General features: G+C 72.5%; 13 protein-coding genes and 1 riboswitch. Of the genes, 6 read left to right on the forward strand and 7 right to left on the reverse strand.

All coding sequences use genetic code 11. The features are described from left to right. Positions 1 to 64: 64 nt before the first annotated feature. Positions 65 to 820: a GNAT family N-acetyltransferase gene (locus tag ACFYQ6_RS10325; protein ID WP_361584478.1), complete on the reverse strand. Its 756-nt coding sequence runs from the start codon at positions 818 to 820 to the stop codon at positions 65 to 67. A gap of 24 nt (positions 821 to 844) precedes the next feature. Continuing rightward, the gene (locus tag ACFYQ6_RS10330) at positions 845 to 1,915 is read right to left on the reverse strand and encodes an NlpC/P60 family protein (RefSeq protein WP_388762337.1); all 1,071 of its coding nucleotides are present in this window, start codon (positions 1,913 to 1,915) and stop codon (positions 845 to 847) included. 358 nt (positions 1,916 to 2,273) lie between these two features. On the opposite strand from ACFYQ6_RS10330, the gene ACFYQ6_RS10335 reads away from it, so the two are divergent. Continuing rightward, positions 2,274 to 2,627 carry a hypothetical protein gene (locus ACFYQ6_RS10335; RefSeq protein ID WP_361584331.1) on the forward strand — a complete coding sequence of 118 codons (354 nt, stop codon included), beginning with the start codon at positions 2,274 to 2,276 and terminating at the stop codon, positions 2,625 to 2,627. A gap of 55 nt (positions 2,628 to 2,682) precedes the next feature. Here the strand turns inward: ACFYQ6_RS10335 and ACFYQ6_RS10340 are convergent, their stop codons facing one another. Then, complete coding sequence (locus ACFYQ6_RS10340) at positions 2,683 to 3,837, reverse strand: NlpC/P60 family protein (protein ID WP_388762340.1); 1,155 nt, start codon at positions 3,835 to 3,837, stop codon at positions 2,683 to 2,685. Beyond that, positions 3,836 to 3,995: riboswitch (cyclic di-AMP (ydaO/yuaA leader) on the reverse strand. Its footprint overlaps the gene before it by 2 nt. Before the next feature lie 255 nt (positions 3,996 to 4,250). On the opposite strand from ACFYQ6_RS10340, the gene pcrA reads away from it, so the two are divergent. Further along, positions 4,251 to 6,689, forward strand: coding sequence for a DNA helicase PcrA (pcrA, locus tag ACFYQ6_RS10345; protein WP_388762343.1), 2,439 nt, complete (start codon positions 4,251 to 4,253; stop codon positions 6,687 to 6,689). A gap of 48 nt (positions 6,690 to 6,737) precedes the next feature. On the opposite strand, the gene ACFYQ6_RS10350 is transcribed toward pcrA, so the two are convergent. Both ACFYQ6_RS10350 and ACFYQ6_RS10355 read right to left on the reverse strand, forming a co-directional pair. Then, positions 6,738 to 8,408, reverse strand: a complete 1,671-nt coding sequence (locus ACFYQ6_RS10350; protein ID WP_388762345.1) for a M23 family metallopeptidase — start codon at positions 8,406 to 8,408, stop codon at positions 6,738 to 6,740. A gap of 240 nt (positions 8,409 to 8,648) precedes the next feature. After that, positions 8,649 to 9,662, reverse strand: a complete 1,014-nt coding sequence (locus ACFYQ6_RS10355) for an esterase/lipase family protein (RefSeq protein WP_388762348.1) — start codon at positions 9,660 to 9,662, stop codon at positions 8,649 to 8,651. Between the two features lie 347 nt (positions 9,663 to 10,009). On the opposite strand from ACFYQ6_RS10355, the gene ACFYQ6_RS10360 reads away from it, so the two are divergent. Then, positions 10,010 to 10,423 carry a cobalamin B12-binding domain-containing protein gene (locus ACFYQ6_RS10360; RefSeq protein ID WP_356737449.1) on the forward strand — a complete coding sequence of 138 codons (414 nt, stop codon included), beginning with the start codon at positions 10,010 to 10,012 and terminating at the stop codon, positions 10,421 to 10,423. Positions 10,424 to 10,782: 359 nt separating this feature from the next. Here the strand turns inward: ACFYQ6_RS10360 and ACFYQ6_RS10365 are convergent, their stop codons facing one another. Continuing rightward, positions 10,783 to 12,552: a DUF5691 domain-containing protein gene (locus ACFYQ6_RS10365; protein WP_388762351.1), complete on the reverse strand. Its 1,770-nt coding sequence runs from the start codon at positions 12,550 to 12,552 to the stop codon at positions 10,783 to 10,785. A gap of 146 nt (positions 12,553 to 12,698) precedes the next feature. Continuing rightward, on the reverse strand, positions 12,699 to 13,775 hold the full coding sequence (locus tag ACFYQ6_RS10370) for a hypothetical protein (RefSeq protein WP_388762354.1): 1,077 nt from the start codon (positions 13,773 to 13,775) through the stop codon (positions 12,699 to 12,701). A gap of 132 nt (positions 13,776 to 13,907) precedes the next feature. Between ACFYQ6_RS10370 and ACFYQ6_RS10375 the strand changes: the two genes are divergently transcribed. The 3 genes from ACFYQ6_RS10375 to ACFYQ6_RS10385 all read left to right on the forward strand — a co-directional run bounded on the left by ACFYQ6_RS10375 (position 13,908) and on the right by ACFYQ6_RS10385 (position 17,901). Beyond that, positions 13,908 to 14,360: an MmpS family transport accessory protein gene (locus ACFYQ6_RS10375; RefSeq protein WP_361584312.1), complete on the forward strand. Its 453-nt coding sequence runs from the start codon at positions 13,908 to 13,910 to the stop codon at positions 14,358 to 14,360. A 119-nt stretch (positions 14,361 to 14,479) separates the two neighbouring features. Then, positions 14,480 to 15,601: an AAA family ATPase gene (locus ACFYQ6_RS10380; RefSeq protein ID WP_388762357.1), complete on the forward strand. Its 1,122-nt coding sequence runs from the start codon at positions 14,480 to 14,482 to the stop codon at positions 15,599 to 15,601. Beyond that, positions 15,598 to 17,901: a DUF5682 family protein gene (locus tag ACFYQ6_RS10385; RefSeq protein WP_388762360.1), complete on the forward strand. Its 2,304-nt coding sequence runs from the start codon at positions 15,598 to 15,600 to the stop codon at positions 17,899 to 17,901. Before ACFYQ6_RS10380 ends, ACFYQ6_RS10385 begins: the two co-directional genes overlap by 4 nt. Positions 17,902 to 17,956 lie beyond the last annotated feature (55 nt).

Raw genomic sequence — 17,956 nt, forward strand, 5'->3', positions numbered from 1 at the left:
GGACGGACGCCGCGGGGAGGGACGCCGCCGGGACGGACGCCGCGGGGGCGGACGGCTTTCGCGGTCACACGGGATCGAGCGAGATGTTGAGCTTCTCGCCCGTCCTGCGGTAGCCGATCCCGGCGTAGACCCGCTCCACGTCGGGCCCGCCCGGCTCCAGCCAGACGGTGTGGAAGCCGCGGTCGAAGGCGGTGCGGGTCAGCCAGGCGGAGAGGGCCGCGCCGACGCCCCGGCGCCGGAAGGACCCGGCGACGGCCAGCCCGGCCAGTTCGCCGATGCCCTCGGCCGGGGGCGAGCAGCCGCCCGCGCCGGCGGGCAGGCCGTCGACGGTGGCGAGGGCACAGACGCCTCCGTCAGCCGTCGCCGCGCGCAGCCAGGCGATCTCGCCCTCGTCGGGGCCGCCCTCGCCGCCGAAGCCGGTGTGCTGGACGGCCGCTGCCGCGGCGAACTCGTCGGCGGTGACCGGTTCGGCGATCCGCAGCCCGTCCACCGGCTTCGGTGTGAGCAGTCCGGCGGCGGTGCAGGCCATGACGGGGGCGCGGCTCTCCTCCGTGAAACCGGCTGCCAGCAGGGCCGGTTCGACGGCGGGCGCCCAGGAGGGCAGGAACTCCAGGCGGGGCAGCCGGTCGTGCTCGCGGAACGCCTCGACCAGGTCGGCGACGTCCCGTGCGGTGGGTTCGGCGTCCCGGTCGGGGATGGCGTAGTTGGCGAACTTCAGCTCCCAGCCCGGGTTGTGGCGCACGGTGAACGGTCCGACCCGGTAGTGGTCCGGGGAGCGGAGGGCCAGCGTGCGCGCGTAGTTCTGGATGTCCTTGTCCATGCCTCTGTCCATGGGACGGGGAGCCTAGGCGACGCGGGTCGCTCCCGCGAAGGGCATTTCGCTGATCGGCGCGATCCGGACAGGGGCGCCCGGACGCGGGGCGTGGATCATCTGGCCGCCGCCGATGTAGAGCCCGACGTGAGTGACTCCGGAGTAGAAGAACACCAGGTCCCCGGGGGCCAGTTCGGAGCGGGAGACGCGTTGCCCGGCATTGATCTGTGTGTACGTCGTGCGCGGCAGCGAGACCCCCGCGGCCCGCCAGGCGGCCTGGGTGAGCCCGGAGCAGTCGTACGAGGACGGGCCCGTCGCCCCCCAGACGTACGGCTTGCCGAGCGCCCCGTAGGCGAAGTCCACGGCCTGTGCGGCGCGGGCGTTGGGCGCCGCCACGGAGCCGCGCGGGGTGCTCCGGTCGGCGCGGACGGCGCTGCCGCCGTGCCCGGCGTCGGCGGAGCGCTCGTAGTCGGCGCGCTGGGCGGCGGTGAGGGTGGCCAGCAGCTTCCGGGCGTCGGCCAGCTTGGTGCGGACCGCGTCCTTCTGCTTCTTCAGCTCGGCCCGGCGGGAGGCGAGGACCTCGAGCTCGTCCTCGGCGCGGGCGCGCAGCTGCGCGAGGTCGCCGATCTGGCGGCGTACGCCGTTGACCGCACCGGCCTGGCGGTCGCCCGCCCGGTCCTCGAAGGAGGCGCGTTCCAGGTACTCGTCCGGGTCGGAGGAGAGGGCGAGCCGCACGGCGGGGTCGATCCCGGCGCTGCGGTACTGCGCGGTGGCGTACGAGCCGAGGAGGTCACGCGCGGCGTTGAGGCGGTCCGTCCTGCGGGCCGCCTCGTCGCGCAGGGCGTCCAGGGACTTCTCCGAGCGGGCCGTGGTCTCCTTGGCGCCGTTGTACTTCTCGGTGGCGGCCTCGGCCTCGTGGTACAGCCGGTCGACCTTGGACTTCACCTGGGCCGGTGTGAGCTGGGGCTCGGCCTGGGCGGCACCCTCCAGGCCGGTCGCGGTGGCGGCCCCGGCCAGGGCGAGGGTCGCGGCGGTGCGGGCAGCAGACCCGGTGAACAGACTCTGCTTGGGCTTGCGGTGAGCGGCTTTACGATGCGCGGCCACGGGGGTGGTTGCGTCCTTCCGTTCGACTGCCCGCCGGGGGTTGCCGGCGGGCCCGCCGGGGGTCCGCCGGCGGGCCACCACAGGGGGGAGTGGCCCGCCGCCGGATCTCCTGGCGGGGTGACCGGGGTGCCGTCCGGTACGGGGCGGCGGTGCAGAGTCGGTCACCTGGGAGGGACGCTAAACCCGGGGCAGGGGGAAGAGGCGTAATGACAGCAATTGCCTGCATGTGCTGTTTCGCTTCCGCAGGATGACCGGAAAAAGCAAGCGGAGTCCGGCAATCCGCGCAGACCGGAGGTCAACTCATCAGGAAGTCGTACCTGGCCGAAGAGTGGTGATATGGCCGCCGTAGGCTGCGGGCATGGACGTACTCATCAATGTCTTCGTGGCCCTGCACATCATCGGTATCGCCTCCCTGCTGGGCGGCTTCCTGACCCAGATGAAGGCCATGGGGGCGGGCACGGCGCGCTTCGTGCCGGCCATGCTGCACGGTGCGCTCACCATGCTCGTGACCGGCGTCGCGCTGGTCGGGCTCAACCAGGCCGACGACCAGGCCGTGAACAACGTCAAGATCGGCGTCAAGCTGCTCGTCCTGATCGTGATCCTGGCGCTCGTCTACGTGAAGCGGGACGAGGAGAAGGTGGGCAAGGGGGCGTTCGCGGCCGTCGGCGGGCTGACCGTCGCCAACATCTTCATCGCCACGCTCTGGACCTGAGCGCGGACGGGCGGGCCCGGGTGCCGGGCCCGCCCGCCGCTGGTGCCCCCGAGTGTCACGCCGGGCGCACGCTGCCGTAGATCGGCATGTAGTAGATCGACTCCTCGCGGACGTTCGCGCCCGGCTTCGGCGCGTGGATCATCATCCCGTCGCCCTTGTAGATGCCGACGTGGCTGATGTCGTCGTAGAAGAACACCAGGTCACCCGGTTGCAGATCGGCTGTGGCGACCCGGGTGCCGACCTCCACCTGGTCCCAGGTGGTACGCGGCAGATCGACGCCCGCCGCCTTCCAGGCGGCCTGGGTGAGCCCGGAGCAGTCGTACGAGGACGGGCCCGTCGCCCCCCAGACGTACGGCTTGCCGATCTGCGCGGCGGCGAAGGCTAGGACCTTGTCGGCCTTGGAGGCGTAGCCGCTGTCGGAACCCGTGCCGCCGGACCCCGTGCCCGCCTCCTCCTTCGCGGCCTCCTCCGCGGCGGCCTGGTCGGCCTTCTCCTTCGCGGCGGCGGCCTGCCGCTTCGCCAGCTCCTCCGCCTTGCGCTCGGCCTCCGCCTCCTTCTTGCGCTCCAGCTCGGCGAGCCGGGCCTTCTCCTCGGCGGTCAGCTGCGACAGCAGCGAGCGCGCCTCGGCGAGCTTCTCCTGCACCTGCTGCTTGCTGGTGCGCAGCGTGGCCTGCGACTCGGTGAGCGTCTCCAGGCTCTTCGTCGCCTCGACGCGCTTCGCCGCCGCCTCCTTCTGCTGCGTGCGGAAGTCGGCGACCGCCTTCTGCTGCTGGCTGGTCATCCGCGCCATCAGCTGGTCCTGGTCGAAGTACGACTGCGGGTCGTCCGCGAGGAAGAAGGTCGCCGTCGGCGCGATCGAGCCGGTGCGGTACTGCGCGGCCGCGTAGTTGCCCAGCTCCCGGCGCGTCTCGTTGAGCTTGTCGGCCCGCTTGGCCGCGGCCTCCAGGAGGGCGTCCACCTCGGAGCGCTGCTGGGCGGACGCGTCCTTGGCCTTGTTGTACTTCTGCGTCGCGGTGCCGGCCTGCCGGTAGAGGGCGTCGACCTTCTTCTGGACTTCCTCGATGCTGGGCTTCGGCTCGGCAGGGGCGGCCGTCGCGCTCTGGGTGGAGAGCAGGGTGACGGAGGCGAGTGCCGCGGTCGTGAGACCGACGGCGGGGGTGGTGGTGCGCACCCGTGTGCGCGGCTTGCGATGCGAGGCCAAGGCCGGCATCTCCTTCCGTGGACCGCCTACCGGGTTAGCTGTCGGGTTCGGGCGGAACGGAAGGCTGCCCTACGGTCGGTGGAGACGGACCGATTCACCCCGGTGCTGCGTGTGGGTCCCCGGTTCCGGGCTCCCGCGGGGAAGTACGGATTCGGCGGGGGTGCCCGTGCGGCGCGGTTCGCCTGAGGGGATACGGGGCACCCGTCGGAGCACGCTAGCCAACCCGTGGTGTCCCTGTGAAGGTTGATGTTCGATATGCCCGATACATTTTCGTGACCTTTTCGCGGCGGCGGTCCGCGCGGCCGTGAGCGCTCCCGGAATCTCACACTCCGTGGGCGGCGTGTCTCGGTACGCGCACAGCTCCGCCCCTTGTCGCCGATGCGGCCCGGGCTGTCGGTGCGGCGGCCTAGACTCGTGAGGCGATGAGCAGCCTCTTTGACGACAGTTTCCTGACCGGCCTCCAGCGATCGGAGGACGGCCCCCCGCCGCCCCCGGAGGAGCACGCCCCCGAAGCGGTGCCCGAGGGCCTCTTCGAGGACGTCTTCGACGCGCCTCCGCCCCCGCGTGACGCGTACTACCGCGACGGCGCCCCGCGCCCCGTCATCGACTCCGCCGCGCTGCTCCACGGGCTGAACACCGAGCAGCGTGCCGCCGTCGTGCACGCGGGCTCGCCGCTGCTCATCGTCGCCGGGGCGGGCTCGGGCAAGACCAGGGTGCTGACCCACCGCATCGCCCACCTGCTGGCCGAGCGCGGGGTGCACCCGGGGCAGATCCTCGCGATCACCTTCACCAACAAGGCCGCGGGCGAGATGAAGGAGCGCGTCGAGCAGCTCGTGGGACCGCGCGCCAACGCCATGTGGGTCATGACCTTCCACAGCGCCTGTGTGCGGATCCTGCGCCGCGAGTCGAAGCTCCTCGGCTTCACCTCGTCGTTCTCGATCTACGACGCGGCGGACTCCAAGCGGCTGATGGCGCTCGTCTGCCGCGACCTGGACCTTGACCCGAAGCGCTACCCCCCGAAGTCGTTCACCGCGAAGGTCTCGAACCTCAAGAACGAGCTGATCGACGAGGAGACCTTCGCCGGCCAGGCCGCCGACGGCTTCGAGAAGACGCTGGCCCAGGCCTACGCCCTCTACCAGGCGCGGCTGCGCGAGGCCAACGCCCTCGACTTCGACGACATCATCATGACCACGGTGCATCTGCTCCAGGCCTTCCCCGACGTCGCCGAGCACTACCGCCGCCGCTTCCGGCACGTCCTGGTCGACGAGTACCAGGACACCAACCACGCGCAGTACACCCTCGTGCGCGAACTGGTGGGACCGTCCGGAGAGGCGGAGGCGCCCGGCGAGCTCTGCGTCGTCGGTGACGCGGACCAGTCGATCTACGCCTTCCGCGGCGCGACCATCCGCAACATCCTCCAGTTCGAGGAGGACTATCCGGACGCGACCACGATCATGCTGGAGCAGAACTACCGCTCCACGCAGACGATCCTCTCCGCGGCCAACGCCGTCATCGAGCGCAACGAGAGCCGGCGCCCCAAGAACCTGTGGACGAACGCGGGCGAGGGCACCCGGATCGCCGGATACGTCGCCGACACCGAGCACGACGAGGCGCAGTTCGTCGCCGACGAGATCGACCGGCTGACGGACGCCGGTGACGCGAAGGCGGGCGACGTCGCCGTCTTCTACCGCACGAACGCCCAGTCCCGTGTCTTCGAAGAGATCTTCATCCGCGTCGGCCTGCCCTACAAGGTCGTCGGCGGGGTGCGCTTCTACGAGCGCAAGGAGGTCAGGGACGTCCTGGCCTACCTCCGTGTCCTCGCCAACCCCGAGGACACCGTCCCGCTGCGCCGCATCCTCAACGTGCCCAAGCGTGGCATCGGCGACCGGGCCGAGGCGATGATCGACGCCCTGTCGATGCGCGAGAAGATCTCCTTCCCGCAGGCGCTGCGCCGTGTCGACGAGGCGTACGGCATGGCGGCCCGCTCGGCCAACGCCGTGAAGCGGTTCAACACGCTCATGGAGGAGCTTCGCACCATCGTGGAGTCCGGTGCGGGCCCCGCCGTCGTGCTGGAAGCGGTCATGGAGCGTACCGGCTACCTCGCCGAACTCCAGGCTTCCACCGACCCGCAGGACGAGACCCGTATCGAGAACCTCCAGGAACTCGCCGCCGTCGCCTTGGAGTTCGAGCAGGAGCGCGCCGAGGAGGAGGGCACGGGGACGCTCGCGGAGTTCCTGGAGAAGGTCGCGCTCGTCGCGGACTCCGACCAGATCCCCGACGAGGACGAGGACGGCTCCGGCGTCATCACACTGATGACCCTGCACACGGCCAAGGGTCTCGAATTCCCCGTGGTGTTCCTGACCGGCATGGAGGACGGGGTCTTCCCGCACATGCGGGCGCTGGGGCAGGTGAAGGAGCTCGAGGAGGAGCGCCGGCTCGCGTACGTGGGCATCACCCGCGCCCGCGAGCGGCTGTATCTGACGCGGGCGGCGATGCGCAGTGCGTGGGGTCAGCCCTCGTACAACCCGCCGTCGCGGTTCCTGGAGGAGATCCCGGACCAGCACCTGGAATGGAAGCGCAAGGGACCGATGGCCGCGCCGGCGGGGCCGACGTCGGGGATCACCTCGTCGCTGTCCTCGGCGCGCTCGAAGGCCGGCCCGTCGGGCTTCGCGACCCGGCGCACCACCGACAAGCCGGTGGTCACCCTGGTGGTCGGGGACCGCGTCACGCACGACCAGTTCGGTCTGGGCACGGTGACGGCGGTCGAGGGCTTCGGCGACCAGGCCAAGGCCACGGTCGACTTCGGCGACGAGCGGCCCAAGAAGCTGCTGCTGCGGTACGCGCCGGTCGAGAAGCTCTGACTCTGTACGGGGCGAGGCCGTGGCCGCGGGGCCACGGCAGGCTCCGGCTCAGTACGGGTTGAGACCGTGGCTTCGGAGCCACGGCATCGGGTCGATCGCCGCGCCGCCGCCGGGCCGTACCTCGAAGTGCAGGTGCGGTCCGGTGGAGTTGCCGGAGTCCCCCGAGTAGGCGATGACGTCACCGGCCTTGACCGAACCGGAACGGATCTTGGCGGCGCTGAGGTGGCAGTACCACGTCTCGGTGCCGTCGGGGGCGGTGACGATCACCATGTTTCCGTACGCGCTGTTCAGCTGCGTGCGCACGGTGCCGTCGGTCGCCGCCATCACGGGCGTGCCGTACCCCACGGGGAAGTCGATGCCCGTGTGCATGGACATCCAGTTCACCCCGGCCTGGCCGTAGGTGGCACTGAGGCCGTGCTGCTTCACGGGCAGCGCGAACTTGGGGCGCGCGGCCTCGCGGCGTGCGGCCTCCTCCTCGCGCTTCTTCTTCTCCGCGGCCTGGCGCTCCCTCAGGTCGATGCGCTCCTGGGTGCGGCTGGCACGGTCGGCGAAGTTCTCGGCGTCGGCGTTGAGTGCGGCGAGCTGGGTGTCCAGCTTGTTGTTGGCCACGGCGGGCTGGACCGTGTCGGCCGCGGCCATGGACGTGGTGTCGTCCTTCGTCTCCTCGCCGCCGACGCCGCTCACCGAGGCGGCGGCGATACCCGCGACGCTCATCACGCAGGCGGAGGGGACGGCCACAGTGAGAAGGGCGGAACGCTTCGCCGGGGTGCGGCGCCTGCCGCCCCGGCCGCCGCCGCGCGGGGCGGCCGAACGGCTCACCGGGCGTGCGGGGGAGGCGGCGGGCTCGTGGGAGTGGCCCGCGGTCACGTCGACGAGGTCGGGCAGCGGCTCGGGCTCACCGGTCCCGGAGGCCCCGTCGTAGGACTCCGTGTGCGCGGTCTCGTCGGTACCGAGCGAGTCGTGGGACTCCTGGGCGCCGGCCGGCTCGTGGGAGTCGTCGATGCCGAGGACGTCGTGGGAGCCGAGGGCGTCGTGGGAGCCGAGGGCGTCGTGTGCGCCGTGAAGGTCGTGGGAGGCGAACTCGGCCGTTCCGTACGGCTCGTAGGCGGCAGTCTGGTGTTCGTACGAGGGATACGACGTCTGTTCGGGGGCGTACGCGGCGTTCTCGGGCGTGGCGCCGGTGTTCCAGGCGGTCGCGTCGTAGGCACCGGTGTCGGCGGTTCCGTAGCCCGCGTATCCGCCGGTCTCGAAGGCGGGGGTGGTGAAGGTGCCGGTCGCGTAGGCCGTGGAGTCGAAGGTCGTGGTGGGGAAGGCCCCGGTGTCGCCCGTCGCCCACTGGTCGGCCTGACCGGTCTGGCCGGTCTGGTCCCAGCCGGTGGTGTTCCACTGGCCGGTGCCCTCCACGGTGGCTCCCGGCGCGGGGATCCCGGGCTCGGACGTCCAGGCCGCGGTGGTGTCGTAACCCTGCGGCGCCTGAGGGTGGGCCTGGGCGCCGTAGGCGTCGTACGAGGCCTGCTGATGGGCGCCGGTGTCCCACTGGGAGGTGTCGTGGGTGCCGTAGCCGCCGTCGTACGCCGTGGCGTAACCGGTGTCGTACGCCGGCTGATGGCTGGTGTCGTGCTGACCCGGCAGTGTTCCGAAGAGCGGGTCGGTGTCGAAGCTGCCGGTTGACTGGCTGTCGTATCCGGCATACCCGGCGTGGGGGTGCTGGTCGTTCACCAACTTCTCTCTCGCCTCGGCAGCAGGACCTGTTTCCGGGTTCCGATGGGGGGATCCCCGGGGTGAGCAGTGGCCGCGACTGTACCCGGCGGTAGGTGAGGACGACAATCTTCGAGGGCTTCCGACCCTCCAGGAAACGGGCAATCGGCCGCCTTTCGGCGGACCGGAGAGTCAGGCTTGGCCCTATGTTCGAAATGCGTTCTATTTGAACGGGGTTGCGGGGCCTCGGCGACGGGGGGATCAGGCGACGGAAGCCGTTCCCGGAGCGCTGACGGAGGCACCGTCGGACTCGAGTGCCTCACGGATCGCGGACGCGACCGCCGGGTGGACCGGGAGCGCGAGATGGCCGATGCCGGTGACGCGTACGTTCACGGCGTCGAGGTCGGGGTGGTCGACGCAGGCCGTCTCCACCGGAAGCATCACCCGGTCCAGCTCGCTCCAGAAGCTGACGAAACGCGTCCGGCAGCCCGGGGCGGGGCGGCGCAGTTCCTGGATCAGATCGGAGCCGCCGCGCATCTGGCGGACGATGGGGTGCGCGCCGGCCAGCCGGGCGACCGCCGTCCCGCCGTGCGGAGTGCCGAGGGTGACCAGGGTGCGCACACGGCGGTCACCGCCGAGCCGCTGCACGTAGTACCGGGCGATCAGACCGCCGAGACTGTGGCCGACGATGTCGATCTCGCGGTGCCCGGTGCGGGCGCAGATCTCCTCCACGTGCCGTTCGAGCAGCTCGGCGGCGATGCGGATGTCGCAGGTCAGGGGCGAGTAGTTCAGCGACTCCAGATGGCGCCAGCCGTGCCGGGCCAGGGAGCGGCGCAGCAGCACGAAGACGGAGCGGTTGTCGATGAAGCCGTGCAGCAGGACGACGGGTGGTCGGTCGCCGATGGTGGGGAGCGCCGTCGTATCGGCCGGACGGGTGATTTTCTCGGGGTCGCTGTCCGTTCCTGTCCCCGTTGCTGTCCCCGTGCGCGCTGCCGGCCCTGCTCCTGTTCCTTCTCCGGGCGCGGTCCCTGCCCTCGTTCCCGTGTCCGTCCCCGTGTTCGCAGCAGTGTCCGGGTCGGTGTCCGGCGCCTTCGTGGAGCCGGGCAGCGGCAGGGGCGGCCGGCGCTCGGGGGTGAGCCCCGACGGGTAGAGGAGCACGTGCCCGGCGAGGATCAGCAGATCCAGCGCGGTGGCTCTGACCAGCGCCGACGGAAGCCGGACTGGGCGCAGACAGGTGCTGCGCATCAGTAGGGGTAGGAAGGACAGGACCTTCATGGCCGACCTCCTGCACTGGCCTGCGGGGGAGGCGGCTCCTGTGCCCCGCACGCCCTCATGGGAGTCACTGCGGAGGCGGTCGGCGGCTCTGGTGCGGCCGGGGGCCGTACCACCGTGCCGTGCGGCTGACGGCGCGGTGGTACGGCGACCTCGTTGCGGCTCCCGTGGCGGCGGTCCCTGCCCGGCCCGTGGGCCGCTCGTTGCCGGGATCGACGCTTGGCGAACATGTCCCATGTGTGATTTCCCCCTCCCGGTCCACCGCGAAACGACGCTGTGCGGGATGCTGTGGATAACGTTCGTTCACATTGCCGGGCCTTCAGGCACGGGAGACGCATGTGGAGGCATTGATGGGTGTGACCGGTCCGATCCGTGTGGTGGTGGCGAAGCCGGGCCTCGACGGCCATGACCGCGGGGCCAAGGTGATCGCTCGGGCGCTGCGGGACGCGGGCATGGAGGTCATCTACACGGGGCTCCACCAGACCCCCGAACAGATCGTGGACACGGCGATCCAGGAGGACGCCGACGCCATCGGCCTCTCGATCCTCTCCGGTGCGCACAACACGCTCTTCGCCAAGGTCATCGAGCTGCTGAAGGAGCGCGACGCCGCGGACATCAAGGTGTTCGGCGGCGGCATCATCCCCGAGGCGGACATCGCTCCGCTGAAGGAGCAGGGCGTCGCGGAGATTTTCACCCCGGGTGCGACGACGGCCTCGATCGTCGACTGGGTGAACGCGCACGTCCGGCAGCCCGCGGAGGCCTGAGCCCGCTGGGCGGGCCTGGGAGGCCTCTGGATCTGCGGACTGCGGAGTCCGTTGAGCCACCCCGGGAGAGCGCGCTGGGCCTGCGGAGCCACGCCGGGCCCGGGCGTCGTTTGGGTCCGGGTGTCCGTTGGGCGCCGGAGTCCGGGCCTGCGGAGCCCTGCTGGGTCAGGGTGTCGTTGGGTCCGGGTGTCCGTTGGGCGCCGGAGTCCGCTGGGCGGCATCGGTGGAGCGCTGGCACGTGGGGGCGGGGCCGGTGCGCCCTGCCCTCGCCGGTATTGCGCCCTTGCCGGTTGGCTCTGCCTCGCCGATCGGCTCTGCCTCGGCGGTCGCGCCGCTCTGCCGGTGACCGGCCCCTCCGGTCAGCCAACCTCTCCGGTCAGCCGGCTCCTCCGGTCAGCCCCGGCCCCTTCGACGCTGGCCGTCCCGTCCTGCCCTTGCTGCCCCTCCCGCGACTCCTTCTCCTCCCGCGCGTCCTGCCCCTCCCGCGCGTCCTGCCCCTCCTGTCCTCCCTGCGCCAGTTCCGCGTCCATCGCGGCGCGTAGGCGCAGGGTGGAGACCAGGCGCTGGAACGCCTCCGACCAGTAGCCACCCGCCCCCGGTGAAGCGCCCTCCGGTTCGTCCGGGGTGGTGGTGAGCACCGCGAGCCGATCTGCTTCGGCCGGGTTCAGGCAGCGCTCGGCGAGGCCCATCACTCCGCTGAAGCTCCAGGGGTAGCTCCCCGCGTCCCGGGCGATGTCCAGCGCGTCGACCACCGACCGGCCGAGCGGCCCGTCCCAGGGCACGGCGCAGACGCCGAGCAACTGGAACGCCTCGGAGAGCCCGTGCGCCGCTATGAAGCCGGCGACCCAGAGGGCCCGCTCCTCGGGGGGCAGGGTGGAGAGGAGCTTGGACCGCTCGGCCAGGGACGCGGTTCCCGGGCCGTTCGCCGGGGGTGTGGAGGGAGCGCCGATCAGAGCGCGTGCCCAGTCGGGATCCCGTTGCCGCACCGCCGCCCGGCACCAGGCGGCATGCAGTTCGCCCGCCCAGCCGTCCGCCACCGGCAGTGACACGAGCTCCTGGGCCGTGCGCCCGTCGAACGTCTCGCGCCAGACCTCCAGCGGTGCGGCCTCCACCAACTGGCCCAGCCACCAGGAGCGTTCACCCCGCCCCGAGGGTGGTACGGGAACGACGCCGTCGCGCTGCATCGCCGCGTCGCACTCGTGCGGCGCCTCGACCGCGATCGAGACCGCGCCGTCCGTACGGTCGGGATTCACGCAGGAGACGGCACGGGCCGCCATCCGCCCGGCGAGCGCCGAATCCGGCAGAGCGGAGAGCAACTGGGCCGCCGTGGAGCGGACATTGCGGCTGCGGTCCGCCAGGGCCGCTTCGAGGAAGGCCTCGTCCGCCCCGGAGAGGCGTGCCCGCAGCGAGTCGAGGAACATCAGCCGGTCCTCGGCCCGTTCCGTGGCCCAGGTGCCGGCGAGCAGGGACCGGGCGGCCCCGGGATCCCGCTCCCGTACGGCGTCGAGTAGAGCGACCCGCTCCGCGAAGAGGCCTTCCTCCCAAAGCCTGCGCACCGCCTCCGGATCCTCCGTCCCGGGCCGCTGCGCAGCCCGGGAGGAGGCGCGCAGCGCGAATCGCCACTCCGGATTCAGCGCGGCCAGCCAGAGCCCGCGCGGCCCGGCGAACGCCAGCGCGAGCGGACGCAGGTCCGTACGCGCCCGGGCCGCGTCGAGCAGCGCGGGCAGCAGCTCAGCGGGTGGGCGGAAGCCCCGGGCCCCCGCGGTGGCCAGCCACTGCGGGATGAGCTCGGTGAGATCCGGAGCCGTTCCCCGCCGTCCGCCACCCGGCGGAGCCGAACGGTCGGCCAGCAACTGTGCGAGCCGCCGGCGCGCCGCCGCGGGGAGCGGGGGCCGTGGGTCGTCAGGTGCCGGCGCGGGGAGCTCGGCCCCCGCGGCCGGACGCAGCCCGGCGCGTCGACGCACCGTGTGCACCGCAGCCACGTCGAGCAGCGCCGCAGGTCCGGACGCACCGCCCCCGGCCGGCCGCGGAGGGCGCCGGTCGGTGCCGAGCAGTGCCGAAGTGACGAGCTCCTCCCACGGGTCCACAGGTGTGCCGTGCGTCGTGAGGGTGGAGCGAGTGGCGGGCATCGGGGTCCCCTCCGGTGGCAGGTGGCAGGTGGCAGGTGGCAGGTGGCAGGCGGCAGGCGAATCAGGAAAGGCGGCAGGCGGATCAGGGAACGGGGGCAGGCGGACCGGGAAAGGCGGCAGACGGACCAGGGAAAGGGGGCAGGCGGTCAGACGAGCGCCACGGGTCCGCCTGTGCCGACCCCGCCGGGAGACTCGGGGCTCCAGGCCGCGATCGGCTCGAAGCCCCGGTGCCCGCATTCACCGAAGACGGTCAGAGGGCCGCCGCCCGAGAGCGCCACGAGCTTCCACAGGCCGGGCCGGGACAGGGCCCGGGGGTTGACCGGCAGGGCGGAGCCGTCCTCGGGGGCGATCAGCTGCCAGCCCTCCCCGCACGGCGCGGGTATGACAGCGCCCAGCGTGGCCGGCCAGGCCTCCAGCCAGGGGTCGTCACGCAGAGCCCGCCCGTACGCCGCGAGGGCGTCGGCCGTCGTGACACCGGGGGGCGGCGCCGGCGTGACCACGGGGTCGGCGAACTGCTCGCCGAGCTCCGCCCGCAGCCGCCCGCCGCCCGGGTACGGAGTCAGCTCGGCGTCGATCACCGCACCCACCGGCAGCGTTCGCGCCGGGACGCGTCCCGGCGCGCCGTAGGACAGCACGAGCGCCGTACGCCTCGACTCCGCGCCGTACAGCCAGATGCGGCGGGTGACGATCCGGCCCTCCGGTGTGTCGTACTGCGCGAGGACCAGCCAGTGGTCGCGGACAGCAGGCTTCTCGGGGGAGGCCGTCAGCCCCACGCGCGCACGCACCGTCGCGGCCAGGGGGCCGGGCAGCCGGTCGAGGCCGAGCCAGGCCGAGTCCAGCATGTGCAGCAACGCGCACTCCTCGAGCAGCCGGGTCGGCCACCCAGGGCCGGAGGCCGGGATCGACCCCAACTCCCGTACACCAGCCGCCAGTCCGGGGGCCTGGGCGTCGACCATGCGGGCGGCCGTCTCCTCCCACAGTCCGTACCCGGGCCGGTCGGTGGCGGCGAGCCCGCCCCGCAGCAGATCGGTGAGCCGCTGCTCCAGCTCCTGCGCGCCGCCGGTGACACGAGCGGCTCTGCGGTCGGCCCGCCGGGCGGCCCCCGCCGCCCGGCCGGCGTCCGTGGACGCGGCTCGGCTGTCCGCCGGCCCCTGCTCGGTCCGGGCCCGCTCTCCCCCGTCGGATAGCTCCATGGAACAGACGGTAGAACCCGCCACTGACAACGGGCCTTGAGCAACGGCACCGACAACGGGCTCCGAGCGGCGACTTCGTCCGTTCCGGGATGACTTGACCGTCTCACCGCCGTGCGCTTTCCTGCGAGGAAGAGTGTTTGCGCATCAAACGGGGGAATTCTGATGAATCGCACCATGCGCACCATCCATCACAGGCGCCTCACCCGTGCCGCGGCGTCCGCGCTGGCCGTCTGCGGCCTCGTACTCGGTGCCGGCGCCTGCTCCGAATCCGTCGAGAAGTCGGCGGGCAACGGCGTGGACGAGTTCGTGGACGAGACCTACGAGGTGACCTACGAAGTCACGGGGACCGGCGCCGACGAGATCCAGTTCCACGGGGGCGGGGGCGACGCCATGGACCCGAAGATCGAGAAGGTCAGTTCGCCAGCGCTGCCGTGGAAGAAGACCGTCACCCTGCGCGGAATCATGCCGGCCGCGGTCATGCCGGTGGGATCGGCCGAGGGTGCGGCAGACATCACCTGCACGATCACGTACAAGGGCAAGGTGATCGAGGAGGTGAAGGGGGAGGAGCTCCTCACGAGCGGCGGCTGCGTCGCCATCTCGCCCATCACCGGCTGACGTTCCGGCCGACACCCTGTCAGCTCCGCATCGGCCCCGGCCCCACGGCCGGGGCCGATTGTCAGTGGCATGGTGCACGGTGGAAACCACATCGGGTCGACCGATCCGGAGGGGGATCCATGACCGTGTCCGTACCGACGTCCGTATCGACCGACGCAGCAGGCGAAGCCCTCAGGCCGCACGCAGAGCACGTCTTCGCCGACGAGCTCGAGGCGCTCGCCGCCGCCGACGACCGCCCCCGGCCCGCACGTTGGAAGCTCTCGCCCTGGGCCGTCTCCACTTATCTGCTCGGCGGGACACTCCCCGACGGCACCCTGATCACACCGAAGTACGTCGGCCCTCGCCGTCTCGTCGAGGTCGCCGTGGCCACACTCGCCACGGACCGCGCCCTCCTCCTGCTCGGCGTGCCGGGCACCGCCAAGACGTGGGTGTCCGAGCATCTCGCGGCAGCCGTCAGCGGAGACTCGACGCTGCTCGTCCAGGGCACCGCGGGCACTCCCGAGGAAGCCGTTCGCTACGGGTGGAACTACGCGGAGCTGCTGACCCACGGGCCCGGCCGCGGGGCCATGGTGCCGAGCCCGGTGATGCGGGCCATGGCCGAGGGCATGACCGTCCGCGTCGAGGAGCTCACCCGCATCCCCGCCGACGTGCAGGACGCGCTCATCACGGTCCTGTCGGAGAAGACGCTCCCCGTGCCGGAGCTGGGACAGGAGGTGCAGGCGGTTCGGGGGTTCAACCTCATCGCCACGGCGAACGACCGTGACCGCGGGGTCAACGAGCTCTCCAGCGCCCTGCGCCGCCGGTTCAACACCGTCGTGCTCCCGCTGCCCGCGACACCCGAGGACGAGGTGGACATCGTGTCCCGGCGCGTCGCCCAGATCGGGCGCACGCTCGACCTCCCGGCGGCTCCCGAGGGCACGGCCGAGATCCGGCGCGTCGTCACGGTCTTCCGCGAACTGCGGGACGGCGTCACCACGGACGGCCGCACGAAGCTCAAGTCCCCGTCGGGGACGCTGTCCACGGCGGAGGCCATCTCCGTCGTCACCGGCGGCCTCGCGCTCGCCACCCACTTCGGCGACGGAGTGCTGCGCCCCGGCGACGTGGCGGCCGGCATCCTCGGTGCCGTCGTCCGCGACCCCGCGACGGACCGCGTCATATGGCAGGAGTACGTGGAGACCGTCGTCCGGGAGCGGGACGGCTGGAAGGACTTCTACCGCGCCTGCCGCGAGGCGGCCGGATGACGGCCCGAGGCCCCGGGCACGGCGGACCACTGCTGCTCGGGGTACGGCATCACGGCCCGGGCTCCGCCCGCGCGGTCCACGCGGCGCTGGAAGCGGCCCGGCCCCGGGCGGTGCTCGTCGAAGGGCCGCCCGAAGGGGACGCGCTGTTGCGGCTCGCCGCGGACGACCGGATGAAGCCGCCGGTCGCTCTGCTCGCCCACGCCGTGGACGACCCGGGGCTCGCCTCGTTCTGGCCGATGGCCGACTTCTCGCCGGAATGGGTGGCGATCCGCTGGGCGCTGGCGCACGACACCCCGGTGCGTTTCGTGGACCTTCCGGCCGCCAACTCCCTGGCGATGGCGGAGTACGCGGCGAAGGAGCAGGGGCAGGCCGGACGGGCCGTCGATCCGATCGGGACACTCGCGGAGACCGCGGGTCACGACGACCCCGAGCGCTGGTGGGAGGACGTCGTCGAGCACCGGGCAGCGGACGGACGGGCGGCCGACCCGCTCGCCCCCTTCGCCGCGCTCGCCGACGCGATGACGGCGCTGCGCGAGGCGCACGGGGACGGGGGCCACCCGCAGGACGCCGTCCGGGAGGCCTGCATGCGCCTTCGGCTGCGTAGCGCCCGCAAGGAGTTCGGCGAGGACATCGCCGTCGTGTGCGGCGCGTGGCACGTCCCCGCCCTCGCCGCGAGGACCACCGTCGCCGCCGACCGGTCGCTCCTCAAGGGCATTCCCAAGGTGCGGACGGAACTGACCTGGGTGCCCTGGACGCATCGCAGGCTCGCCCGGCACAGCGGATACGGCGCGGGGATCGAATCGCCCGGCTGGTACGGGCATGTGTACGGAGCCCCGGACCGGCCGGTGGAGCGCTGGATGACGAAGGTCGCCGGGTTGCTGCGCGAGGAGGACAAGCCCGTCTCCTCCGCACACGTCATCGAGGCCGTCCGGCTCGCGGAGACACTGGCCGCCCTGCGAGACCGCCCGGCCGTCGGTCTGACCGAAGCCACCGACGCGGTCCGCGCCGTCATGTGCGAGGGGTCGGACGTGCCGCTCGATCTGGTGCGGGACCGGCTCGTGGTCGGCGAGGTCCTGGGCGAGGTCCCGGACAGTGCCCCCGCCGTCCCCCTCCAACGGGACCTGGACAGACAGCAGCGCACCCTGAGACTCAGACCCGAGGCACGGGAGCGCGAGCTGGACCTCGACCTGCGCGGGGAGACGGACGCCGCCCGGAGCGGACTCCTGCACCGGCTGAGGCTGCTCGGGGTGGACTGGGGTGTCCCCGTCGCGGGCCGCGGCAGCACGGGGACCTTCCGGGAGAGCTGGCGGCTGCGCTGGGAACCCGAGCTGTTCGTGCGCATCGCGGAAGCCGGGGTCTGGGGCACGACCGTGCTCGCCGCGGCGACCGCGAAGGCCGAATCGGACGCCGTCTCGGTGACGTCGCTCGCAGGCGTCACCGCGCTCGCCGAGCAATGCCTCCTGGCCGGGCTGTCCGAGGTCCTGCCCGTCGTGATGCGTGCGCTCGCCGACCGGGCCGCACTCGACGCCGACGTCGGCCACCTCGCCGACGCGCTGCCCGCCCTGACCCGCGCCCTGCGGTACGGGGACGTCCGGTCCACCGACGGCGCGGCGCTGGCGGAGGTCACGGCCGGCATCGCCGAGCGCGTCTGCGTCGGCCTGCCGTCCGCCTGCACCGGTCTCGACGCGGATGCCGCGGCCGAGATGCACGGCCGGCTGGACGGTGTGCACTCGGCGATCGGACTGCTCGCCGGCGCCGTACGGACCGAGGGGCCTGCCGCCCGCTGGGCAGTCACCCTGCGCAAGCTGTCTGCCAGGGACGCCGTCGCCGGGGTGATCCGGGGGCGTGCCACGCGACTGCTGCTGGACGACGGGCTGCTCACGGAGAGCGAAGCGGCACGGCTGATGGGGCAGGCCCTCTCGCCCGGTACCCCGTCGGCCGAGGCGGCGGCATGGATCGAGGGATTCGTCGGCGCGGAGACGGGCGGGGGCATGCTGCTCGTCCACGACGAGCGGCTCCTCGGACTCGTCGACGCCTGGCTGACGGGCCTGCCCGCCGGGGAGTTCACCGGCGTACTGCCCCTGCTGCGCCGCACGTTCTCGGCCTACGACCCGGGCGTGCGGCGTGCCCTGGGCGACCTCGTACGCCGGGGGCCCGAAGCGGGGCGCACCGGTGGGGACAGCGCCACCGCGCAGGGCTTCGGCGAAGGACTCGACGAGGAACGGGCCGACGCTGTGGTCCCCGTGCTCCGGCTGCTGCTCGGCTCCGGAGCACCTGCGGAGCGGGCGGAGAACGGATGACCACGGGCCGGGCGGAGGCCGGGGCGAAGTACCCCGACCGTGCGCCACGAGGAAC

Origin of the sequence: Streptomyces sp. NPDC005494, assembly GCF_042872025.1 — a bacterium.
Lineage (GTDB): Bacteria > Actinomycetota > Actinomycetes > Streptomycetales > Streptomycetaceae > Streptomyces.

Coding starts and splice junctions, on each gene's coding strand:
- pcrA (WP_388762343.1), top strand. CDS start 4,251: ATGAGCAGCCTCTTTGACGACAGTTTCCTGACCGGCCTCCAGCGATCG.
- ACFYQ6_RS10385 (WP_388762360.1), top strand. CDS start 15,598: ATGACGGCCCGAGGCCCCGGGCACGGCGGACCACTGCTGCTCGGGGTA.
- ACFYQ6_RS10365 (WP_388762351.1), bottom strand. CDS start 12,552: ATGCCCGCCACTCGCTCCACCCTCACGACGCACGGCACACCTGTGGAC.
- ACFYQ6_RS10375 (WP_361584312.1), top strand. CDS start 13,908: ATGAATCGCACCATGCGCACCATCCATCACAGGCGCCTCACCCGTGCC.
- ACFYQ6_RS10325 (WP_361584478.1), bottom strand. CDS start 820: ATGGACAAGGACATCCAGAACTACGCGCGCACGCTGGCCCTCCGCTCC.
- ACFYQ6_RS10355 (WP_388762348.1), bottom strand. CDS start 9,662: ATGAAGGTCCTGTCCTTCCTACCCCTACTGATGCGCAGCACCTGTCTG.
- ACFYQ6_RS10380 (WP_388762357.1), top strand. CDS start 14,480: ATGACCGTGTCCGTACCGACGTCCGTATCGACCGACGCAGCAGGCGAA.
- ACFYQ6_RS10360 (WP_356737449.1), top strand. CDS start 10,010: ATGGGTGTGACCGGTCCGATCCGTGTGGTGGTGGCGAAGCCGGGCCTC.
- ACFYQ6_RS10335 (WP_361584331.1), top strand. CDS start 2,274: ATGGACGTACTCATCAATGTCTTCGTGGCCCTGCACATCATCGGTATC.
- ACFYQ6_RS10340 (WP_388762340.1), bottom strand. CDS start 3,837: ATGCCGGCCTTGGCCTCGCATCGCAAGCCGCGCACACGGGTGCGCACC.